The sequence below is a fragment of the Rhodopila globiformis genome (assembly GCF_002937115.1).
Taxonomy (GTDB): Bacteria; Pseudomonadota; Alphaproteobacteria; order Acetobacterales; family Acetobacteraceae; genus Rhodopila; species Rhodopila globiformis.
In genome coordinates this window covers 1-21,526 of sequence record NZ_NHRY01000226.1, presented here as the reverse complement: position 1 = coordinate 21,526, position 21,526 = coordinate 1, and the positions used below count along the sequence as shown (strand labels likewise).

17 protein-coding genes and 1 pseudogene are annotated in these 21,526 nt (G+C 68.0%); 7 read left to right on the top strand and 11 right to left on the bottom strand.

Going from position 1 to position 21,526, the window contains the following annotated elements; genetic code table 11:
- Nucleotides 1–399: 399 nt before the first annotated feature.
- Nucleotides 400–1,455 (bottom strand): glycosyltransferase family 4 protein, encoded by a 1,056-nt coding sequence (locus tag CCS01_RS21695; protein WP_104520855.1) that lies wholly within the window; start codon nt 1,453–1,455, stop codon nt 400–402.
- A gap of 272 nt (nt 1,456–1,727) precedes the next feature.
- On the opposite strand from CCS01_RS21695, the gene CCS01_RS21690 reads away from it, so the two are divergent.
- Nucleotides 1,728–3,590: an ABC transporter ATP-binding protein gene (locus CCS01_RS21690; protein WP_104520854.1), complete on the top strand. Its 1,863-nt coding sequence runs from the start codon at nt 1,728–1,730 to the stop codon at nt 3,588–3,590.
- A 325-nt stretch (nt 3,591–3,915) separates the two neighbouring features.
- Here CCS01_RS21690 and CCS01_RS21685 read toward each other — a convergent pair whose 3' ends face one another.
- Together CCS01_RS21685 and CCS01_RS21680 are read right to left on the bottom strand one after the other, a co-directional pair.
- On the bottom strand, nt 3,916–4,254 hold the full coding sequence (locus CCS01_RS21685) for a hypothetical protein (RefSeq protein ID WP_104520853.1): 339 nt from the start codon (nt 4,252–4,254) through the stop codon (nt 3,916–3,918).
- Nucleotides 4,255–4,517: 263 nt separating this feature from the next.
- Nucleotides 4,518–4,796, bottom strand: a complete 279-nt coding sequence (locus CCS01_RS21680) for a hypothetical protein (protein ID WP_104520852.1) — start codon at nt 4,794–4,796, stop codon at nt 4,518–4,520.
- 220 nt (nt 4,797–5,016) lie between these two features.
- On the opposite strand from CCS01_RS21680, the gene CCS01_RS21675 reads away from it, so the two are divergent.
- The gene (locus CCS01_RS21675) at nt 5,017–6,156 is read left to right on the top strand and encodes an NAD(P)/FAD-dependent oxidoreductase (protein WP_104520851.1); all 1,140 of its coding nucleotides are present in this window, start codon (nt 5,017–5,019) and stop codon (nt 6,154–6,156) included.
- A gap of 103 nt (nt 6,157–6,259) precedes the next feature.
- Here the strand turns inward: CCS01_RS21675 and CCS01_RS21670 are convergent, their stop codons facing one another.
- The gene (locus CCS01_RS21670; protein WP_104520850.1) at nt 6,260–6,685 is read right to left on the bottom strand and encodes an organic hydroperoxide resistance protein; all 426 of its coding nucleotides are present in this window, start codon (nt 6,683–6,685) and stop codon (nt 6,260–6,262) included.
- Between the two features lie 365 nt (nt 6,686–7,050).
- On the opposite strand from CCS01_RS21670, the gene CCS01_RS33905 reads away from it, so the two are divergent.
- Nucleotides 7,051–7,200, top strand: a complete 150-nt coding sequence (locus CCS01_RS33905) for a hypothetical protein (RefSeq protein ID WP_158258531.1) — start codon at nt 7,051–7,053, stop codon at nt 7,198–7,200.
- A gap of 131 nt (nt 7,201–7,331) precedes the next feature.
- On the opposite strand, the gene CCS01_RS21665 is transcribed toward CCS01_RS33905, so the two are convergent.
- Nucleotides 7,332–8,453 (bottom strand): mandelate racemase/muconate lactonizing enzyme family protein, encoded by a 1,122-nt coding sequence (locus CCS01_RS21665; protein ID WP_104520849.1) that lies wholly within the window; start codon nt 8,451–8,453, stop codon nt 7,332–7,334.
- 418 nt (nt 8,454–8,871) lie between these two features.
- On the opposite strand from CCS01_RS21665, the gene CCS01_RS21660 reads away from it, so the two are divergent.
- The 3 genes from CCS01_RS21660 to CCS01_RS21650 all read left to right on the top strand — a co-directional run bounded on the left by CCS01_RS21660 (nt 8,872) and on the right by CCS01_RS21650 (nt 12,631).
- On the top strand, nt 8,872–10,341 hold the full coding sequence (locus CCS01_RS21660) for an amino acid permease (protein ID WP_104520848.1): 1,470 nt from the start codon (nt 8,872–8,874) through the stop codon (nt 10,339–10,341).
- Between the two features lie 358 nt (nt 10,342–10,699).
- The gene (locus CCS01_RS21655) at nt 10,700–11,764 is read left to right on the top strand and encodes a quinone-dependent dihydroorotate dehydrogenase (RefSeq protein WP_104520847.1); all 1,065 of its coding nucleotides are present in this window, start codon (nt 10,700–10,702) and stop codon (nt 11,762–11,764) included.
- The gene (locus CCS01_RS21650) at nt 11,765–12,631 is read left to right on the top strand and encodes a TIGR01459 family HAD-type hydrolase (protein WP_104520846.1); all 867 of its coding nucleotides are present in this window, start codon (nt 11,765–11,767) and stop codon (nt 12,629–12,631) included. It abuts the gene before it with no gap.
- A gap of 197 nt (nt 12,632–12,828) precedes the next feature.
- Here the strand turns inward: CCS01_RS21650 and CCS01_RS21645 are convergent, their stop codons facing one another.
- The 6 genes from CCS01_RS21645 to CCS01_RS21620 form a co-directional block, all read right to left on the bottom strand.
- The gene (locus CCS01_RS21645; RefSeq protein WP_104520845.1) at nt 12,829–14,325 is read right to left on the bottom strand and encodes a tetratricopeptide repeat protein; all 1,497 of its coding nucleotides are present in this window, start codon (nt 14,323–14,325) and stop codon (nt 12,829–12,831) included.
- Nucleotides 14,326–14,331: 6 nt separating this feature from the next.
- A complete protein-coding gene (locus tag CCS01_RS21640; RefSeq protein ID WP_158258530.1) occupies nt 14,332–15,297 on the bottom strand; it encodes a TIGR03619 family F420-dependent LLM class oxidoreductase in 966 nt (321 codons plus the stop codon).
- Nucleotides 15,298–16,011: 714 nt separating this feature from the next.
- Nucleotides 16,012–17,547, bottom strand: a complete 1,536-nt coding sequence (locus tag CCS01_RS21635) for a right-handed parallel beta-helix repeat-containing protein (protein WP_104520843.1) — start codon at nt 17,545–17,547, stop codon at nt 16,012–16,014.
- Nucleotides 17,548–18,235: 688 nt separating this feature from the next.
- The gene (locus CCS01_RS21630) at nt 18,236–18,790 is read right to left on the bottom strand and encodes a VOC family protein (protein ID WP_104520842.1); all 555 of its coding nucleotides are present in this window, start codon (nt 18,788–18,790) and stop codon (nt 18,236–18,238) included.
- A 374-nt stretch (nt 18,791–19,164) separates the two neighbouring features.
- A complete protein-coding gene (locus CCS01_RS21625) occupies nt 19,165–20,406 on the bottom strand; it encodes an LLM class flavin-dependent oxidoreductase (RefSeq protein ID WP_104520841.1) in 1,242 nt (413 codons plus the stop codon).
- Nucleotides 20,407–20,420: 14 nt separating this feature from the next.
- Nucleotides 20,421–21,200 carry an alpha/beta fold hydrolase gene (locus CCS01_RS21620; RefSeq protein ID WP_104520840.1) on the bottom strand — a complete coding sequence of 260 codons (780 nt, stop codon included), beginning with the start codon at nt 21,198–21,200 and terminating at the stop codon, nt 20,421–20,423.
- Between the two features lie 230 nt (nt 21,201–21,430).
- On the opposite strand from CCS01_RS21620, the pseudogene CCS01_RS35430 reads away from it, so the two are divergent.
- Nucleotides 21,431–21,526 (top strand): annotated as a pseudogene (locus tag CCS01_RS35430) (IS5/IS1182 family transposase); the annotation flags it as partial.

Here is a 21,526-nt window from a genome sequence, read left to right as displayed (position 1 = left end):
GCGGACAGGTCACCATACGCGCTAACTTAGTGCGGCGTGAGGTACAGTTGTTCCCACCCCGTCATGGTGGGCGCAGGCCCACCATCCACGCCTTTTGCCGGTATCAGCACCGCAAGGCATAGATGGCGGCCGTACGGCCGCCGTGACGCGGAGGGGCCGGTGCGCCGGCTCCGGTGGATCGGTTATTTTGGCTCAGGCGCTTATGCCGCGACAGGTGGCCCGGACAAGCCGGACCATGACGAAAAGGCGACAGCCCGCCCAAATTAATGCCAATGCCGGCTTGTCCGGGCCATGACGCAGTAGCAACCATCGCGCCACAGGGGCTTGACTGAACGCCTGCGCGGCCGGTCCTCCGCCGTGGCAGGGGACCAGGCGCGTAGGACAAACCCTGTACTGGCGTCAGCCGTTGACGACCTGCAGGCGGGGCACCGGCGCCATGAGCGACTCGTAGACGTCCACGTAGTCCTCGGCCATGCGGCGCGCGGTGAAGCGGCGGTCGAACGTGGCGCGTACCCTGGCACGGTCCAGCGTGTCGATCTTGCCCACAGCGGCGACGGCTTCGTCGATGTCGTTGACGATGAAGCCGGTGACGCCCGGATCGATGACTTCCGGCACCGAGCCGCAGTTGAAGGCAATGACCGGCGTGCCGCAGGCCATGGACTCGATCATCACCAGGCCGAACGGCTCGGGCCAGTTGATCGGGAAGATCAGGGCATGTGCGCCGGAGAGGAAGTCCGGCTTCTGCGCATCATTGATTTCGCCGATGAACTCGACATCCGGGTTGCCCTGGATCAGCGGCTTGATCTGGCTGTCGTAGTAAGCCTTGTCGGCGTTGTCGACCTTGGCCGCGATCTTGAGCTTCATGCCGGCCTTGCCAGCGATCCGGATGGCGCGGTCCACACCCTTTTCCGGCGAGATGCGGCCGAGGAAGGCGGCGTATTCCTGCTTCACCGGCTGCGGCGTCAGCAGGTTCGCCGGCATGCCGTGCAGCACGGTGCGCGTCCAGTTCAGGTGCGGTATCGGCCGGCGCTGGCTGTCGGAGATCGAGACGTACGGCGCATCCTTGAACGTCGAGTAGGTTTCCACGAATTCCGGCAGGTCGAGGCGGCCGTGCAGGGTGGTCAGGAACGGCACCTTCTGGCGCATGAACAGTGACATCGGGAAGTAATCGATGTGGAAGTGCAGCACATCGAATTCGTCCTTGCGGCGATAAACCATCTCGACAAAGCGATAGTAGATCGCCACCCAGTCCTTGACGGTGGGATCAAGACGCAACGCCTGCTCGCGCATCGGCGCGAGGGTGGCGGAGGTCACGGAATCGCCGCTGGCGAACAGCGTAACATCATGGCCCATCGCGACCAGTTCCTCGGTCAGCGAGTAAACAACCCGCTCGGTGCCGCCGTACAGCTTGGGCGGTACGGCCTCGAACAGCGGCGAGATCTGAGCGATACGCATAAGTACAGTGCCCCAGTTTGATTATGGGTTTCAGGGTGTCATCCGCTTTTGTTCTTGTGATTGTTTCGGCACATCTTGTGCTTGACTTCACAGTCCATTGGCGTCTATCAAGTCCTGGTTATAATTTCTGAATGTGGCGAAAAGTCGGCGTGTTGGCCATGATGTTCGGGCACGATGTGTCCGGACGCAGCGGCCGCCAAAGATGACGAAGCCCCGTCCAGGGCGGTCCGGGTCCGCTTCCTCATCCCGGATATCAGGAGCCTGCCATCGTCATGGCGCACGTCATCGGGGCCGTCGCCCCATTTCCCCGGCGGCCAGCCGCCCATTCCCGTGAGCGCAATGCCGCGCCGGCGCCGCAGGCCGGCAACCTGCCGTCGCTGCGCGGGCGGCCGCTGGCGTTCCTGGCCTCCTATGTCCGGCGGCATCCGGCCGGGCACCTGACCGTGCTGCTGTCGGTGATCGTCGCCGTCACCTGCAGTGTCTCCACCCAGTACGGCATGAAGCACCTGATCGACATCGTCGCCGCCGGGCGGGACGCGGCCGGAACCCTGGTGTGGGGCGCCTTCGCCGTGCTGTGCGGCCTGGTGGCGGCCGACAACCTGTCCTGGCGCGTCGGCGGCTATGCCGCGCACCGCACCTTCGTCGCCGTCACCGGCGACATCCGGCGGGACCTGTTCACGCATTTGTCAGGACACTCGCCGACGTATTTCGCCGAGCGCCTGCCGGGCGCGCTGGCCAGCCGGGTCAGTGCCACCGCCACCGCCGCCTTTACCCTGGAAAACACCACCGTCTGGAACGTGCTGCCGCCGACGATCGCGGTGCTGCTGTCGATCGCCTTCATCGGCTCGGTCAACCTGCAGCTGGCCGGCTCGCTGCTGGCCATCGCGCTCGCTCTGGGCGCGCTGGTGTTCAGCATGGCGCGCAAGGGCGCGGGCCGGCATCGTGACTACGCCGAAAAGGCCGCCGCGGTGGACGGCGAGCTGGTCGACATCATCGGCAACTTCAACGTCGTGCGCGCGTTCGGCGCGACGTTCCGGGAGCAGGCGCGGCTCGGCGACCGGATGGATGCCGAAATGGCGGCGCGGCGGCACAGTCTCTATTATCTTGAGCACCTGCGGCTGGTGCACGCGGTGCTAACCGCGCTGCTGACCGCGGGCGCCGTCGGCTGGGGCATCGTTCTGTGGCAGAACGGGCAGGCGCAGGTCGGCGACCTGGTGCTGATCACCTCGCTGGCGTTCAACATCCTGCACGGGTCGCGCGACCTGGCGGTGGCGCTGGTCGACCTGACGCAGCATGTCGCCCGGCTGGACGAGGCGATCTCCACCCTGCTGACGCCGCACGACCTGGAAGACCTGCCGGACGCAGCCGACCTGCCTGCCAGCCGTGGCGAGGTGACGTTCGAGCAGGTGCGCTTCGCCTATCCGAACCGCTCGGCGGTGCTGAACGACTTCAACCTGGCGATCCGGCCGGGCGAGCGGGTGGGGCTGGTTGGTTTCTCCGGCGCCGGCAAGTCGACGGTGCTGTCGCTGCTGCAGCGTTTCTTCGACGTCAGCGGCGGGCGGGTGTCGATCGACGGGCACGACATCCGCGACGTGACGCAGGCGTCGCTGCGGGCGGTGATGGCAGTGGTGCCGCAGGACATCTCCTTGTTCCATCGCTCCGTGCTGGAGAACATCCGCTATGCCCGGCCGGACGCGACCGAGGCCGAGGTGATGGCGGCGGCCGAGATGGCGCATTGCCGCGACTTCATCGAGGCAATGCCCGAGGGCTTCGCCACCATGGTCGGCGACCGCGGGGTGAAACTGTCGGGCGGGCAGCGGCAGCGGCTGGCGATCGCCCGGGCGCTGCTGAAGAACGCGCCGATCCTGCTGCTGGACGAGGCCACCAGTGCGCTGGATACCGAGAGCGAGCAGGCGATCCAACAGGCGCTCGACCGCCTGATGGCCGGGCGGACGGTGATCGCGATCGCGCACCGGCTGTCGACGCTGCAAAGCTTCGACCGGATCATCGTCATGGACCAGGGGCGGATCGTCGACGATGGCGCGCCGGCGGTGCTGGCGGTGCGGCCGGGGCCGTACCGGGATCTGCTGCGGATGCAACAAATGGCGCCGGCGGAGGTTGCGGTGGCGGCGTAGCCGCCCCGACTGGCAGGGCGGGCCATGCAACGCGCCCCGTGCCGAAGGGTGGCCGGACCTTGCCGTTCTTTCTCCGTCATGGCCGGGCGTGTCCCGGCCATCTGCGCTTCGACGGCACGGGGTGGATGGCCGGGACACGCCCGGCCATGACGGTGAGGCAACGACCGTTCCTGTGTCCCACCGTTCGAACGCCAGCGGGACGGGCGTCGGCGATCCGGTTCAGAATATCAGCCGCAGGCCGAGATAATGTGAAAGCTGAGTCGTCGCCCCGACGTTCTGAATGCGGCGTCCAGCGGAAACGGCAGACAGCGCGGGATGCCTGGCCTTATCTGCCCTGCCGGCGCAGCCGCTTCACCCGGCGCTGCTGATAGACGGCGATGTCCTCCGCCATCGGCAGATCCTGATCGAACTCCAGGTGGGTGATCGAGGTGACGAACACGGCGTCCTTCCCGTCGGCCGCTTTGGGGAAGGACAGCTTGCACATGATCCCGCCTTCGTCGCCGGCGTTCCCCACCCAGGTGACCTCGCACTGTTTGGGGAGCGTGACGCCCGGCTTTTGTTCGCGAATGAGTTTCGCCAGGCGTGGGGTCAGGGTCGCGGGCAACGGCAGCGCGGCCTCCATCCTGGCCAGCAGGTCGGCGACCTGTTTCGGATTGTCGATCATCGGCGGAATCCAACCTTCCGGTTTATATGGCCATGTTATACCCGGCTTCCGGCCGATGCCGAGTCCGCCACCTTGCCGGTATTTCCGTCCGGCGTCTGTCTTTGCGCCCGACCGATACCTGGCGGCAAACGCCGCGCTGTTAAATTGCCTGCGCCCGTGCCGGCTCGGCCGTTACGGTTCCGCCGGCACGGCAGGCCAGACGCGCCGGTACCGTACGCCAGGCGCCGCGGCGAACCGGCCCGGGGGAACCCGGATGGGCCGATCTATTCGTGCAGCAGAGCGAAGCGCGTGCACCACCCCTGGGGCGAGACCTTGCCCGCCACGATGCCGCAGGTCTCTGGCGCCTGGAAGTAGGTGCAGAACAGGCACTTCTGCCAGTCCTTGGGTGTCGGCTGGTAGTGCACCGCCTCGGGCGAGAGCTTCGTCACGTGCGGCGGTTCGTCAGCGGCGGCGTCCCCGGCATGGACGACGGCGGCCGTGCCGGCAAGTCCCGCCAGCAGGATCCGCCGCCGCGTGGTGGCGTGTTGATGCAGTCCCGGCATGGCGAACGTCCCTCCCCTCGACGAACCGGCGCGCAGGCGGGGCAAGCTAATCACAGCAGCGGGCGGGAACGCCATAGGCGCGGGCGGCGCGACCGGTGGCGACCTGCCCGGCCGAGGTTCCCGGCGGAATTTTATTATTGATTCGAATGTTCGTATTTTCGCATTGACGAAAATATGGCGTGCTGGCAGGCTGCCCGGGTGTTGGCAAGGAAACCTCCGCATGGCCCGCATCGTCGTGCTCGGCAGCGGCTTCGCCGCGCTGACCGCCATCCGTACCCTGCGCCGGCAGGGCGTCGATGCCGAGATCGTGGTGGTCTCGCCCAGGGACACGCTGACCTACCTGCCCAGCCTGATCTGGGTGCCGCCCGGGCTGCGCTCGGCGGCGGACCTGACGCTGCCGCTGGCCGGATTCTTCGCCCGCCATCGCGCCACCTGGCACCAGGGCACGGTGCAGCGCGTCACCGACGGCGGCCGCCGGGTGATCACCGACACCGGGGAGATCGGCAACGACGTGCTGCTGGTGGCGAGCGGCGGACGCTTCCTGAAGCGCCTGCCGGGCATCGAGCACGCCCTGGTGCCGTGCGACGGCCTGCCACCCGCGCTGGCGATTCGCGACCGCCTGGACGCGATGGCGGGCGGCAGCATCGCCCTGGGCTTCGCCTCCAATCCCGCGGAACCGGGCGCCGTGCGCGGCGGGCCGATGTTCGAGTTCCTGTTCGGCCTGGACACGCTGCTGCGCCGGCAGAAGCGCCGCGACTCGTTCGAACTGGTGTTCTTCAATCCGTCGCAACAGCCGGGCCAGCGCCTGGGCCCGCGGGCGGTGACCGGCCTGCTGGCCGAGATGCGGCGCTGCGGCATCCGCACCCACCTGGGCCACAAGCTGGTGCGCTTCGAGGAACGCCAGGTGGTGACCGAGGGCGGCGCGTTCGACGCCGACATGATCCTGTTCCTGCCCGGCCTGACCGGCCCGGCCTGGCTGGAGGGCAGCGACCTGCCACGCTCCCCGGGCGGGTTCGTGCAGGCGGACGCCACCTGCCGCGTGCCGGGGCTGGAGCGGGTGTGGGTGGCCGGCGACGGCGGCAGCTATCCGGGGCCGGACTGGATGCCGAAACAGGCGCACCAGGCGGACCTGCAGGCGGTTACGGCGGCGCGCAACATCGCCGCGGAGCTGGCCGGGCGGCGGGCGACGGCGCGGTTCCGCTCGGAACTGATCTGCATCGTCGATACGCTGGACGCCGGCATGATGGTGTTCCGCAACCCGTGGCTGAACCTGACGCTGCCCCGGCTGCGGGCGCTGCACTGGGCGAAGCGGGGGTTCGAGCGGCATTACCTGCGGGAGTACCGGAGCGCGGCGGGGTAAAGGAAGGGAAGAGGAACGCTTCCAGCCGGGCCGGCGGCGGCGCCCCCAGCCAAACGCCGCCGGATCGCCCGGACCGGCGTGGCCCGGGCGTCCGGCTGGTGCCTCAGGCCAGGCTGAGCTTGACGTCCACGTTGTTGCGCGTGGCGTTGGAATAGGGGCAGATCTGGTGCGCCTCGTCGATCAGCTTCTGCGCCTCCGGCCGATCGAGGCCGGGCAGGCTGATGGCCATGTCGACGGTGATGCCGAAGCCGCCCTCGGAGCGGGGGCCGATGCCGACGGTGGTGGTGACGGTGGTGTCGGCCGGCACGCGGGTCTTGAGCGACGGCGCCACCGCCTTCATCGCGCCGAGGAAGCAGGCGGAGTAGCCGGCGGCGAACAGTTGCTCGGGATTGTTGCCGGCGCCGCCGGGGCCGCCGAGTTCCTTGGGGATCGCGAGCTTCACCTGGAACGTGCCGTCGTCGGTTTTGGCCGAGCCGTCGCGGCCTCCGGTCGCGCTCGCGGTGGTGCGGTATTTCACGTCGACGGGCATGATGGTCTCCTCGGGCGTTGGGGTTCGGGTGTCGTCGGCTGCGAGAATCGTTGGGACTCGCGGCCGGGGCGCCGCGGTGGGTTGCGGCGGGGGTGATTGGTAACGGATTTATGGGCGGAGGCAATGCGGGGGTGGTGCGTGGCCAGGGGACTGGCTGGAGGGCCGGGTGAGGGCGCATGTGCTTCTGTGCATGCTGGCCTACGACCTGGAATGGCACATGCGCCAGCGTCCGGCGCCGATGCTGTTTGGTGACACCGACGAGGACGAGGCAGAGGCTCTGCGCGGCAGCGTGGTGGCGCTGGCGCAGCGGTCCAAGGCTGCGGTCAGGAAGCAGACGACGGGTATGGACACTGGATGGACTGCCGGTGCACAGCTTCCGCACGCTGCTGGCCGATCTGGCGACACTGGCGCGCCATACCATCGTCACCGCGATCAATCCGAACTGTCCGCTGACCGTGGTGACGCGGCCGACGCCGGTGCAGAAGGCATTCGATCTGCCGGGCCTCGCAGCGTAGCCGGCAGCACGCAGCGGAAACGGAATTTTGTGCAATGTTATCAGCAGCTTATGTAAGAGTGAAGTAAGAAGATGGGGTTACCCCGGCGGACTGTCCCGGTGCAAGGCAATAACGAGAGGCGATCGACGTGATTACTTCGCAGCGCTGTGTGTCCGCGGCTCCTGCACCAGGTACCGCCGCAGCACCGCCATGTCCGGATCGCGTCCCAGACCCGCGCCGGCCGGCACCGGCACCGTGCCGTCCTTCGCCTCCAGCAGGTCGCCGTACGGGCTGGCCTCCAGATCGACGAACAGCCGCTCGAACGGCGCGTCCGGCGCCAGGGCGGCGTTGACGTGCAATGACGCCAGGTAGCCGGCGCCGAAATAGGCGTTGTGCGGCACCAGGCGCACGCCGAACGCCCGGGCCAGCGCGGCGACCTCGATCATCGCCGAGGGGCCGCCGATTTTGGTGACGCTCGGCTGGGCGATGTCCTGCGCCTCGGCCTCGAAGGCGGCGCGGAAGTCGTGCAGACCGGCGGCGTTCTCGCCGGCGGCGATCGGGATGCCGCCTTCCAGGCGCACCCGGGCCAGGCCTTCGTGGTCGCCGGGCGGCCAGACCGGTTCCTCCAGCCAGGCCAGGTCGAGTTCCGCCAGGTCCCGGGTCATGTCCAGCGCCTGCCAGATGGTCCAGGGGCAGTTGACGTCCACCATCAGCCGGACGCCGTCGCCCAGCGCCTTGCGGGCGGCGGCGATCGCCGGGGTGGTGATCTCGTGCAGCTTGACGTCGCGGTAGCCGCGCGAGGCGGCGCGCTCGCAGGCGGCGGCAACCTGCGCCGGATCGGGGTAGCGCAGCAGGCTGGCATAGGCGGCCAGGGTCTCGGCCGGCGCTCCGCCCAGCAGGCGCCACAGCGGCTGGTTCGCCGCCTTGCCGGCGATGTCCCACAGCGCGATGTCCAGCGCCGACAGGGCGAAGGCATGCGTGCCGTTGCGGCCATACAGGTGGAACGCCTGCGACAGGCGGTGCCGCAGGCCGCTGATGTCGCGCGCGTCCTGCCCCGGCAGCGCCGGCGCAAGCTGGGTATCCAGCACCGCCAGCGAGGCGGCCGAGCAGCCGTGGCCGAACGCCTCGCCCCAGCCGTCGATCCCGGCGTCGGTCAGGATGCGCAGCCAGACCGTGTTCATGCCCTGCCACTGCAGCCCGGCCATGGCCGCGGGCTTCGCGCCCATGTCGAACGGGATCCTGGTCCAGTAGGTCTCGACGCCGGTGATCTTCATGGCTTCCCTCCGCCTGTTTCGCGCGACTCTGCGCCGAGGGGCGGCAGAGCGCCAGCCCGCCAAGGCCCCTCGTCATGCCGGGCGGAGGCCCGCGGCATTCACGCCTTCCGCCGAAATCAGCCCGGAATGGCGTGGATGGTGGCCCTGCGGCCACCACGACGATTGGAGCGTCCGGGCGACACCTGGAGCGGCTGTTCCACGCCAGGCCCTGCATTTGAAGCAGCACCCGCCGGCGCCGCTGCGGCCGGGCGTCCGGACCGGAGAAGCTGGATTGCCACGGGGCCGGTACGATTATATGCCGGGTCCGGTATCGTGAATCGTCCAGACTCTCCCGGTGGTATCGGCTTTGCGCCATATGACCGCCCGGGTACACATTCCAGGACCATAACACCGGCTCAGCAGACAAGGGGCGCCCGCCATGCCGCAAACGGGACTGATGATGCGAAAATCCTTCGAGGCCATCATGCGGACCGGCGATGCCCACGGTCACCAGATGGTCAAGACCCTGGGGCCGGTCAGCATCACCTCGATGGGCATCGGCGCCATCATCGGCGCCGGCATCTTCGTGCTGACCGGCACGGCGGCGGCGAAGTTCGCCGGCCCGGCGATCATGCTGTCCTTCGTGCTGGGCGGCGTCGCCTGCACCTTCGTCGGGCTGTGCTATTCCGAGCTCGCGGCGATGATCCCGGTGGCCGGCAGTACCTACAGCTACACCTATGCGACACTGGGCGAGATCTTCGCCTGGATCATCGGCTGGGACCTGATCCTGGAATACGCCATGGGCGCCGCGACCGTGGCCGTCGGCTGGTCGGGCTACGTCACCAGCCTGCTGCACAATTTCGGCATTGCCATCCCGGGCACCCTGGCGGCGGCGCCGGGCACCGTGATCAAGCTGGCGGACGGCACGCAGACGACGGCCATCCTGAACCTGCCGGCGGTGGTGATCGTCGCCGCGCTGACCACCCTGCTGGTGCTCGGCACCAGGGAGTCCTCCCGGCTCAACAACGTCATGGTTGCGGTCAAGCTGACGGTGGTGGTGGCGTTCATTGCCCTGGGCGCCGGCTACGTGAACACGGCGCACTGGCATCCGCTGATCCCGGCCAACACCGGGACGTTCGGCGAGTACGGCTACAGCGGCATCCTGCGCGGCGCGGGTGTTGTGTTCTTCGCCTTCATCGGCTTCGACGCCGTCTCCACCGCCGCCCAGGAGGCCCGCCATCCCCAGCGCGACATGCCGATCGGCATTCTGGGGTCGCTGGTGATTTGCACGCTGCTGTACATCGCGGTCGCGGCGGTGCTGACCGGGCTGGTGCCGTACACCGCGCTGAATGTCCCCGACCCGATCGCCCGAGGAGTCGATGTCATCGGGCTGCCCTGGTTCTCGGTGCTGATCAAGTTCGGCGCGCTGACCGGGCTGACGACGGTGATCCTGGTGATGCTGTACGGCCAGAGCCGCATCTTCTACACCATGGCGTATGACGGGTTGCTGCCGCAGTTCTTCAACCGCATCCATCCCACCTACCGCACGCCGTATCTCAGCCAGATCCTGATTGGCACGGTCGTCGCCGTCGTCGCGGCGCTGGTGCCCATCGGCATCCTGGGCGAACTGGTCAGCATCGGCACGCTGTTCGCCTTCGTGCTGGTGTGCGGCGCGGTGATCTACCTGCGCCGCTCGGACGCGGACGTGTTCCGTCCGTTCCGCGCGCCGGGCGTGCCGGTCGTGCCGATCCTGGGGATCCTGTTCTGCCTGGTACTGATGGCGGGGCTGCCGGAAGACACCTGGCTGCGGCTGGTCGTGTGGCTGGTGGTCGGGATGGTGATCTATTTCGGGTATGGGATACGTCATTCGACGTTGCGGCGTTCGGGAGTGAAGGGACGCGGGAGGTGAGAAAAAAGGGCCGCTCTGGAACGAGGCGCGGCCATTCATGCCGGAATGGTTGGGGTCTTGCCCTACCGCATGCACAGATCTCGGCAACCGCGCCGTGCCGTGCCGCGAGCAGGACCGGTCCACCGCTGGAGTGACACCGCCGGCGACGCGGCTCCCATTCACGCTGCTGAAGGCCATTGCACCCGGTGACAAAGCGGCAATGCCGTCGGTCGGCCGCCTTGCCGGACCAGGCGTATGGCACCGCGTGACACCTCGGCCGGCGACGGAGCGGAACCCGCCGGGTCCGGCTCGGCGATCTCCCCGCCATCGCGCTTTCGCCCTTTCAGCAGGGCCGGGTTGCGGGCATAAGGCCCGCCCCATGCTCTCGACCCTTTCATCCCTGGCGCTGCCTGTCCTGCATCGGCTCGATCCCGAGCAGGCGCATAACCTGGCCTTGCGCGCCCTGTCGCTGCGATTGCCGCCCGCGGCGCCCGCCGCCGATCACCCGGCGCTCGGCGTAACCGTGCTCGGCCGGCGCTTCAGCAACCCGATCGGCCTCGCCGCCGGCTTCGACAAGAACGCCGTGGCCGGCGCGGCACTGATGCGGCTGGGCTTCGGCTTCGTCGAGACCGGCACCGTCACGCCGCGCCCGCAGCCGGGCAACCCAAGGCCGCGCCTGTTCCGCCTGACCGAGGACCAGGCGGTGATCAACCGCATGGGCTTCAACAACGACGGGCTTGCGGCTTACCTGCGCAACCTCGGCCGCCTGCAGGCCCGCACGGTCCCGCTGGGCGCCAACGTCGGCATCAACAAGCAGGGCGCCGAGCCGGTCCGCGATTACCCCGCGCTGATCCAGGCCGTCGCGCCGCTGGTGGACTATGCGGTGATCAACGTCTCCTCACCGAACACGCCCGGCCTGCGGGACCTGCAGTCCGAGGCGCAACTGCGCGCCATCCTCAAGGCCGTCGCCGGCGTCGCCAACCGGCCGCCGATCCTGGTCAAGATCGCCCCAGATCTGTCGCAGGACGGGCTGGCGGCGGTGGTGGAGACCTGCGTGGCGGAGGGCGCGCAGGGGCTGATCGTCGGCAACACCACGATTTCCCGACCGCCCGGCCTTGTCTCGCGCCATGCGCGGGAGAGCGGCGGGCTGTCGGGGCAGCCGCTGCTGGCGCTGTCCACCGCCATGCTGGCGCGGGCGTCGCTGCTGGCGCGCGGCCGGCTGGTGCTGATTGGCGTCGGCGGCATCTTCACCGGGCGCGACGCGCTGGCGAAGATCCAGGCCGGCGCCTCGCTGGTGCAGCTTTACACCAGCTTCATCTACCAGGGCCCGGCGCTGATCCCGCGGCTGAAGATGGAACTGCGCGCCGCCCTGCGTGACGGCGGGTTCAACAGCGTGCAGGATGCCGTCGGCACCCGGGCCAAGGAACTGGCGGAGCAGATCTGAATGGAACACCTGTCCGGCTTCGCCCCGCTGGCCGAGCGCTACAACGGCTTCGTCCTGGACCTGTGGGGCGTCATCCATGACGGCGTCAACGCCTTCCCGCACGCGGTCGAGTGCCTGAAGCAGTTGCGCGCCGCCGGCAAGCGCACCCTGCTGCTGTCGAACGTCCCCCGCCCGAACGGCGCGGTGCAGAGCATGATGCAGCGGATGGGCATCGCCGACGACCTCTACACCGGCATCCTGACCAGCGGCGAGGCGGTGCGCCAGGCGCTGCGCTCGCCGCCCGACCTGTGGTGGGCGGAACTGGGCACCCACGTCTATCACCTCGGGCCGGAGCGCGACCGCCCGGTGTTCGACGGCCTGCCGCTGCGGCTCGCCGGCACCCCGGCCGAGGCGGATTTCGTACTCAACACCGGCCCGGACGATCACCGCAACCCCAGCGACATGGCGGAGTTCGAGGCGGAACTGGCCGAATGCGCGCGCTACCGGCTGAAGATGATCTGCGCCAACCCCGACCTTGTGGTGATCCGCGGCGGCGTGCGCGTGCTGTGTGCGGGTGCCCTGGCGGTGCGCTACCAGGAACTCGGCGGCGACGTGCGCTCGCTGGGCAAGCCTGACCCGGCGATCTACCAGCCGGTGCTGGAGCAGCTTGGCCTGCCGCCCGAGCAGGTGCTGGCGGTCGGCGACTCGCTGCGCACCGACATTGCCGGCGCCGCGGGGGTCGATCTGGCGGCCTGCTGGGTGCTGGGTGGCGTTCACGGCGCGGAACTGGCGGATGGGGCGGGGGGCTTCGACACGGCCGGGGCGGAACGCGCCGCCCGCGACGCGGAGGTCGAGCCGGTCTGCACGGTGCCGTTCTTCGCGTGGTGAGGGGAGGTCGGACTGGCGCCGGCTGATTGCCCATCCGTCAGGGCCGGGCTTGTCCCCATGCGTATCACGAGAAGGGACCGGACGGAGCAGGGGCTTCTCTCCACCGTCATGGCCGGGCGTGTCCCGGCCATGACGATAGGGCGACGATCACGCCCTGGTCCCCTTTACGTCAGCGCCTGTGCCGCATACCCAACGGCCTACGCCGGGCATGACGAGGTGGCAGCGACGGCCTCCCGCTCCAACGCCTGCCTGACCTGTTCGATCACCCCGGCCCAGTCGCCGCGGCTGGTCTGGCGGAAAATCCGCATACTCGGGTACCAAGGCGTGTCGTCGCGATCGAGAAACCACCGCCAGCAGGCGTCGAACCGGCTGAGCATCCAGACCGGCTTGCCCAGCGCGCCGGCCAGGTGCGCCACCGCGGTGTCCACGGCGATCACCAGGTCCAGCCCCATGATCAGGTCCGCGGTATCCGCCCAGTCATCCAGCCGGTGGGCGACATCGTGCAATACCGCGCCCGGCGGTGGCGCCTGCATCTGCCGGGCCGGCGGGCCAAGCTGCAACGAGACGAAGCTGCACCCGGGCACCGAGAACAGCGGCGCCATGTCGGCCAGCCGCATCGAGCGCCGCTTGTCGATCGCCGCCGCATGCGGCTGCGCGGTCCGCGACTTGCCGGCCCAGACCAGGCCGATCCGCAGGCCGGGCAGGGGATCCAGGACGTCCGCCCAGGCGTCGGCGTCGGCGCGCAGATAGGTGGCGGGAGCGGGGATCGTCGCCATCTTGGTGTCGAAGGCGAACGGCAGGCTGAGCAGCGGGCAATGGTAGTCGAACGGGGGCAGGGGACCGTCTTCCTCGGTCAGCAGGTCCGCGACGCCGTCCAGGGTCGTCATCAGCCGGCGCAGCAGCTTCGGCACCACCAGCACGACGCGGCCGCCGGCGGCAGCGACCATCGGAGCGTAACGGCAGAACTGCAGCGTGTCGCCGAAGCCCTGTTCGGCGTACAGCAGCACCGTCTCGCCGTGCAGCGCCTGGCCGGTCCAGCGCGGCTGCGGCAGCGCCGGGGCGGGGTCCGACATTGCCTCGACCTCCCAGCGGGATTCGTAGGCCTGCCAACCTTCCTCCAGCCGCCCCTGGGTCAGCAGCGCCAGCGCCAGGTTGGCGCGCGCCTCGGCGGAACGGGGATTGATCGCCAGCGCCTCGCGGCAGCACAGCTCGGCCTCCGCCGGCCGCACCTGCTCCATCAGCGCCAGGGCGAGGTTGCTGTTGGCGTGGACGGGATCGACGCCCAGCGCCAGGGCGTGGCGGAACAGGGCCTCGGCCTCCTCGACATGGCCGCCAAGCTGCCGCACCGAGCCCAGGTTCAGCGTCGCGTTGGCGTGGCCGGGGGCCAGGCGCAGGGCGGCGCGGAAGCAGTTCTCGGCCTCGGCGAGGCGGCCCTGGCTGTAGTGGATCATGCCCAGGTTGTTGTGCGCGTCCGGCGTATCGGGGTCGAGGCGCAGCGCCTCGCGCTGACAGGCCTGGGCTTCGTCGCGGCGGCCGAGGGTGAAGGCCGTCAGGCCGAGGTTCATCCAGGCTTCCTTGCAGTCCGGATCGAGCGACAGGGCGGCGCGGTAGAACGGCTCGGCCTCCTTGACCAGTCCTTGGCGGTGGAGGGCGAAGCCGCGTTCGTGTTCGATGTGGGATTGGGCGAGGGTCATGCGACCTCAGGTTGTGGCATCCGGCAGGCGCGACAAGACCTCTTCGCGGAATTTTTTCATATCCGCAGCGGACTGCGCCGCGTCGCGGCCCTCGAAGTCGAAATCGAGCGCGGTGACGCCGATGGCGCGCAGCGCGGCGATGTCCTCGATCGTGTCAGCGACGGTGCCGGTGAACAACTTTCGGTTGCCATCGGTGGCGGGCGGGGCAGGCTGGCCGTGGCGCTTGACGCGGTAGGCGACGCCCATGGCGGCGGGATCGCGGCCGGCGGCGCGGGTCAGGTCACGCATCCGGGCGATGCCGGCGGTCAGGCGCGGCAGGGTGTCGAGCAGGTGGGCGTTGTTGCTGCCGATGGGATACCAGGCGTCGCCGATGCGGGCGGCGCGGCGCATCGAGGGGCCGCTCTCGCCGCCGACCCAGATGGGCGGATGCGGCTTCTGGACCGGCTTCGGATCGGCCAGCAGGCCGTCGATGTGGGTGTAGCGGCCGTGGAAGACGGGGCGGTCCTGCGTCCAGATGGCGCGCATCGCGTCGATGGTGTCGTCGGTGACCGCGCCGCGCTCGGCGAACGGCGTAGTGGCGACGGCGTCGAGTTCCGCCTTCAGCCAGCCGGCGCCGACGCCGACGGTCAGGCGGCCGCCGGACAGCACGTCGATGGTGGCGAGGGTCTTGGCGGCCAGCACGGCGGGGCGGTGCGGCACGACCATCACCGCCAGCACGATGCGGATCCGGCTGGTCTTCGCCGCCACCCAGGCGGCGGTGGCGAGTTGCTCCATCCGGTGCCCCGGGTCGGGGGTGTAGAATGCGCCGGTGGGGGAATACGGGTAGCCCGGCGTGCTGGTGTCGGGCAGGACGATGTGGTCGGTCAGCGTCAGGTAGTCGAAGCACAGGGCCTCGCCGAGTTGCGCGATGGCGGCGATGGTCCCGGGCGTGGCCATCGGGCCGCTGATCGGCAGGTTGAAGCCGATGTGCATGGTTCCTCCGCGTCCGTTCGTTGCCGGGAGCAAGCCGGGCGGCGGGATGCGTGTCAACCGAGGGGCGGAGGATGGGATGACGGCCGAAGCCGCCGCGAGATCCGGCCCGGGGGGTACCATAATGCCGAGGCGAACCAGCCGGGCGCAGACCGTTGCGACGTCGTCATGGCCGAGCGTGCCCCACAGGTATCAGGATAGGACAACGGCCAGAGAAGGATTTGGGGCCGCGGCCGTTCTCTCACCGTCATGGCCGGGCGTGTCCGGCCATCCACCCCCCACCGTCGCAGCGCAGATGGCCGGGACACGCCCTATCAGGTTCACAGATCGTGGAAACAATTCCGTAGCAGCGTCGATAGAGGACGGTTGGACGCGCTGTCGCCCGATCTGGTGCTCCGATTGTATCGTAATGAGCCGCAAAAACCCGACTTTGAAGACCATCGGACGATCGTTCGCACGATGTGTGAATTTGGTGGGGACACGCCCGGCCATGACGATAGGGAGAAGCCCTTGCTCCGCCGGACGCCATATCCTGATACGCATGGGGCGTGTCCCGGTCACGACGGGGGGAGGCGACCCTGCGCCGCACGCCCATCGGCGGCGGCTCGCGCCAGGGTTGCCTTTTCGGGCGCCGTGACCCAGGCCGCTGCCTGCCCATGTGGCATGACCACCGGTAGCGGGGTTGAATCCGTCCACCGCGGGCGGTGGACGGATGTGTCAGGTAATTGCGTGTGCAAGCATCGTGTTGAGGTCCAGGCTCGCCGCGCCGGAGATGGTTGCAATCGTCGTTCCAGGTCCGCCCGAGGTCGATGCAAGATTGATGGATGCGTCATTGGACGACGTCGTGACCGACATATAGTGCGATAACGTATCAGCCGAGCCGTTCCAGTCCGTGGCGGCAAGTGCCGATCGCAGATCAAGCTTGTCGCCCAGGTTGAGGATGTCGCTGGTGAACGTGGCGCCCTGCGTGCCGGAGGATGGCAGAACGAACGTGTTTCCGCCGCCCGTGTCGGTCACCGTGCTGCCGCCGCCGGTCAGGTCCACGGTGTCCTGCGAGCCACTGATGAACAGCATGCCGCCGGCCGGTCCGGACACCCAGGTGTTGCTCTGGTCCACCGAGACGGTGTTCCCCTGGTTCTGCGTATCGCCGCTGTTGTTCGCGCTGCCGCCGGAGCCCGTGGCCTGCGTGCCGCCGCTGTTGTTCGCACTGCCGCCGGAGCCCGTGGTCTGCGTGCCGCTGGATGGCGTGCTGCTCTGCGTGTCGCTGGACTGCGAGGTCGTGGCGCTGGAAGTGCCGGAGGACGACGTGCCACTGGGGTTGGGGATCGTTGCGCCTGTTGACATATCGACGTTGCCGGCAAACGTCAGGTTGCTGCCGCTGGGCGGGTAGAATGGGCCATAGGCGCCGCTGTAGTCGATATAGTTGTTGTCGACCGTTGCGCCGTTGATGGTGTTGCCCGGGTTCTGGATCACCGCGACCGAGTAGGACATTTCCAGCGAGGAACCGCCCTTGGCGATGATCGTGTTGTTGTCGATCGTCGTGTTGTTCAGCGTCGATCCGTTCTGCGCCTGCAACTGAACGCCCTGCTCGCCGCTGGCATTGGGCTGGTAGATGGTGTTGTAGGCCTCGACCGAGTTGTTGGAGGTGACTCCGACATACTGCACGGGGTCGGGATGCGAGCCGGGGCTGGTGCCGATGTTCTCGAACAGGTTGTTCTCGACATCCGTCGTCATCGTGCCCGAATTGAAGTCGATCCCGTCCTCCGGCGCGTTGAGGAAGGCGTTGTTCTTCGCCGTGAAGGTGCCCGATCCGTCGTAGCTGACCAGGCCCCAGACCGCGCTGCCGCCGCCGCTGCCGTCGATCGTGTTGCCCAGCACGCTGACATCGCCACTGCCCGCCGCCGCGTTGATCGGCACGTTGTTGTTGCCGCCGACGAGGAAATGGCTGTTCTCGATGGTGACGTTGCTGGCGCCGGACGCGATGTCGACGCCCCATCCGCCGCCGCCGCTGAAGTCGTAACCGTTCAGCGTGACGTTGCTGCCGCTGATGGTGATGGTGTGGCTTGCGGCATCGACCGACACGCCGGCCATGTTGATGGAGGACGGGTCCGCCAGGCCGGACGGGTCGCCCACGGCGTAATCGACGCCGGCGACCTGCCAGGACGGCCGGGCGGCATACCCGCTCAGGAGGCCGGACAGAGTCGAGGTGCCCGCGGCGGCGCTGCTCGCGCCGGAGGATGTTGTACCGCTCATGTATTATCCCTTGTACAGCAGAGAAGGCGTAGTATCGGCCCTGGGCGAGCCTATACCATTGCCATCATTATGATGTCTAAATGAACCCTAGATTGCTGATTGGGGTGACGAGTTAAGTTGCAAACGAAATCCGGCTGTCTCCAGTTCAAGGCGGCCGGACCATATATGCGGTCGTGCAGATGGCAACGTCTTTGAACAATCCGGCGGTCATCAGGTGGGCTTTTTGCAAAAGCGCGTTGTAGACGACCATGCTTTACAGGACGGATTTCCCAAACAAGCGAGGGTCCAGTGCGATATAAGAATGAATTTCGGCGGCGTTTGACTTTGGAGCAATCAAGTGATGACGCGGCGACGATGGTGCCGGATGGGTGGCTCCTGCCGGTGTTCGCGCGCGGCTCCGTCCGGCACGAAAAGGCACGCGGCAACGGCGTGTCGCGGCCCGGATGCGACGGCGGCGTGCGAACCGGACCAGGGGCGCCGTCATCCCATGCCGCTTCCCTGCCGCCGGGTGCCCAGCCGGGCAGGGTGCGAGCCGAGCGGCCGCGGCATGGGAACCGGCGGCCCGGCCGGACTGTGCCCGCATGCGAGGCGCAGGCAATCGCCGCCAGGCGGCGTGCGTCCCGCGGCGGCAATGTGCGTGTGACCGAAGCGCTGCGTGACCCGGCAGGCCGGAACCGGCTGTCCTGCCTTACGCGGTGTGCGCCCGCAGATCGTTGTTGGTCCGGTGATCCCCCGCCATCCAGCGGGCCAGTTCCGCGTGCGCATCGGCACGGCGGATCGCCTCGATCCTGGCGGCGTCCGGCGGATCCACGGTGAATTCCACGACCAGCCCGTCAGGCGAGGTGCAGTACATCGACCGGCAGTAGCCGTGGTCGGTTTCCCGCACGGGCTCGCCGGCCTGCTTCAGCCGCGCCACCAGTTCGTCATAGGTCGCGTCGTCCACCTTGAAGGCGACATGGTCGAAGGCGCCGATTTCCGCCGGCTTCTCCGCCTGGGTCTTGCGATAGACCTCGTCGTCCGCGAACGAGAAGAACGCCAGCGCGCCGCCGTCGCCCAGGCTGTAGAAGGTGTGGCAGAACGCCACGTCCCGGTTGACCCAGGTGTTGAAATGCTGCTCGCACCAGGTCGCGGCGAGCGGGATGCCCAGGATGTCCTCGAAGAAGTGGCGGTTCGCTTCCTGGTCTTTCACCACATAGGCGTGGTGATGCAGGCGCTGCGGCGGGCGGGACAACAGGCTGGCCATCGGTATCCTCCCATGGATTTTTCCGCAGCCTGCCGCAATTGCCGGGTGGCTACAAGGGTGGACGCCATAGGGGCTTGCGGGCGTATCAGGATGGGCGGGGGTGGAGAAGGGGGGGTGCGGGAACCAGTCGTCTCTCCATCGTCATGGCCGGGCGTGTACCGGCCATCCGCCCTCCACCGTCGGAGCGCAGATGGCCGGGACACGCCCGGCCATGACGGTGAAGCAACGGACCGGGCGCCAAGTCCTTCTCCAATCGCCGCTCTGTCCTGATAGCCAGGGACAAGCCCGGCCATGACGACAAAGAGATGACGTTGTTTCGCCCCCACCGCAGACAACGGCCGTCGGACCCCGCAACGGATCCGGCGACCGCAGCGTCACTCCGCCGCCTGCTTCTGCGTCGGGATGTCGGTCGAATACCGCAGGTGCACCGGCGCGTTCGCCTCCCACGGGTCCTTCAGCCCCAGGCCGGCGCCGAATTCCTTGATCGCCGGCATCACCTCCCTGCACATCAGCTGGATGCAGCGCCGGCGGTCCTCCTTGCTGACAGTGCCGTCGTTGCCCCACAGCGCCATGATGCCCGGGCGGGTGTTCTCGACGACGTATTTCAGCCGCTCGATCACTTGGTCCGGCGTGCCGGCGATGATCATCGTGTCGGCGACCTGCTGCTCGAAGGTCGGGTTGCCGCGCGGATTGATCGCCCGCCCCACAGCGAACTCGACGAAGCCGCGGCGGCCGGACGGCGAGAAATACCCCGCCGGATTGGCCCAGACCGGGTGCGCCAGCCCGGTGAACTCGCCCTGCATCCACATGAACTGCCGGGCGTTCTGCAGCGCCTTTTCCTCGGTATCCTGCACGTGCACGCGGATCAGGTAGCCGAAATTCTCCGGCCCGGGGGTGTAGCCGGCTTCCCGCGCGGCCTCGTCGTAAGTCTCGTGGATCTTCTTCGTCGCCTCGATCGAGGTGTTCAGCGCGATGTACGGATAGCGCTGCTGCGCCGTCCAGATCACCGTTTCCTTTGAAAGCACCCCCGGTATCCACACCCGCGGATACGGCTTCTGCAACGGCAGCGCCCACGGGTTCACCACCCGCTGCTGGTAGTGCGTGCCTTCCCAGCGGAACGGCCCGGGCGTAGTCCAGGTCTTCACCACCAGGTCGTGCGCTTCGACGAAGCGCTCGCGGTTGAACGCCGGGTTCACCCCGTTCGCCAGTTGCTCCTGCCCGCCGCCGCGCACGAAGCCGGACACCAGCCGTCCTTTCGAGATCATGTCGATCATCGACAGCTCTTCCGACAGCTGCACCGGATTCTCCGACAGCGGCAGCGGATTGCCCAGGATGACGATCTTCACGCGATGGGTCACCGCCGCCAGAATCGAGGCGAACATGTTGGTGCGGGCCTGCATGCAGAACGGCGCGTTGTGATGCTCGTTCAGCATGATTCCGTCGGCGCCGCATTCCTCGACCAGGGCGTATTCTTCCAGGTATTCGTTGTACAGCCGGCTGCCCTCGACCGGATTGTAGTAGCTGTTGGAGAAATTCAGTGCGGTGGCGCCGTAATCCAGGCCGGCCTTGGCGTCATAGGCCGCCATCGGCTGCTCGGTGAAATACATCATATGCATGGAAATGGCCTCCCTCAGGTCCGGGTCATGAAATCGATCGCCAGTTTCGCCACCGCATCGGGTTTCTCCATCTCGGCGAAATGGCCGCAGGCCGGAATGGTGGTGAACGTCGCCTCGCGCAGCGCCTTGGCATACGCCTGGCCAGCGCTGGTTGGCACGATCCGGTCGTCGTCGCCCCACACCACCAGCGCGGGGGCACGCACGCCGCCCAGCAGATGGGGCAGGGTCTGGCTGTACATGTACGGCTTCCAGGCGGTGCGGAAACTCATTTCGCGCGCGATGTCCCAGGCCTCCAGCTGGTCGGTGCTGACGTCGCCATACACCCGCTTGAACGCCGCCTCGTCATGGAAGCCGGCCTTCGGGTAATCGATATACGAAACGATCGCCTGGTCCGCGATGTCGCCCTCGGGCGGCTTGATCCCCATCGCGCCGATGAGCACCAGCCGGTGGTAGCTTGCCGGCGCCAGGCTGGCCATTTCGGCCGCGATCCATCCGCCGAAGCCCAGCCCCACCAGCGAGGCGCCCGGTTCGTTGAGGTCCGACAGCAGCCAGGCATACATCGCCGCGATGTCGCGCGGGTGCCGCAGCCATTGCGGCCGCTCCGACTTGCCCCAGCCGGGATGATGCGGGATCAGGACGTTGAACCGCGCCGCCAGCGCCTCGTAGAACGGCAGGCGATCGACGGTGCCGATATCGTGATGCAGCACCAGCACGGTGGGGCCGTCGCCGCCGCGGATCAGGTGCAGGTTGATGCCGGCGATTTGTTTGACCGTCTCGGTCCAGCTGACGCTCATTGGGTGGTTTCCTCTCGCACGGTTTTGCCGCCCGAGGATACTCACCGGTAGCCTGGACTGTCGAATCGTCTCCAACGATCCCGGTTATTAGGGCGTGTCGTCAATTGGAGCCAGCCGAGTGAGTCTGGGCTGCAACAGTGCGGCGGAATCGTTGATCAACAAGCGGCTTCCCGATTCCAGCAGCCCCGGTTCTTCGATGCATAGGCAGTCAGCTTTGGAGAGGCTGACCGATGCATCGACATGCCTTGCGCGACGACCAGTGGGAGCGGATCAAGGACCATTTGCCGGGCCGTCCGGGGTCCGTTGGCGTGACCGCTGCGAACAAC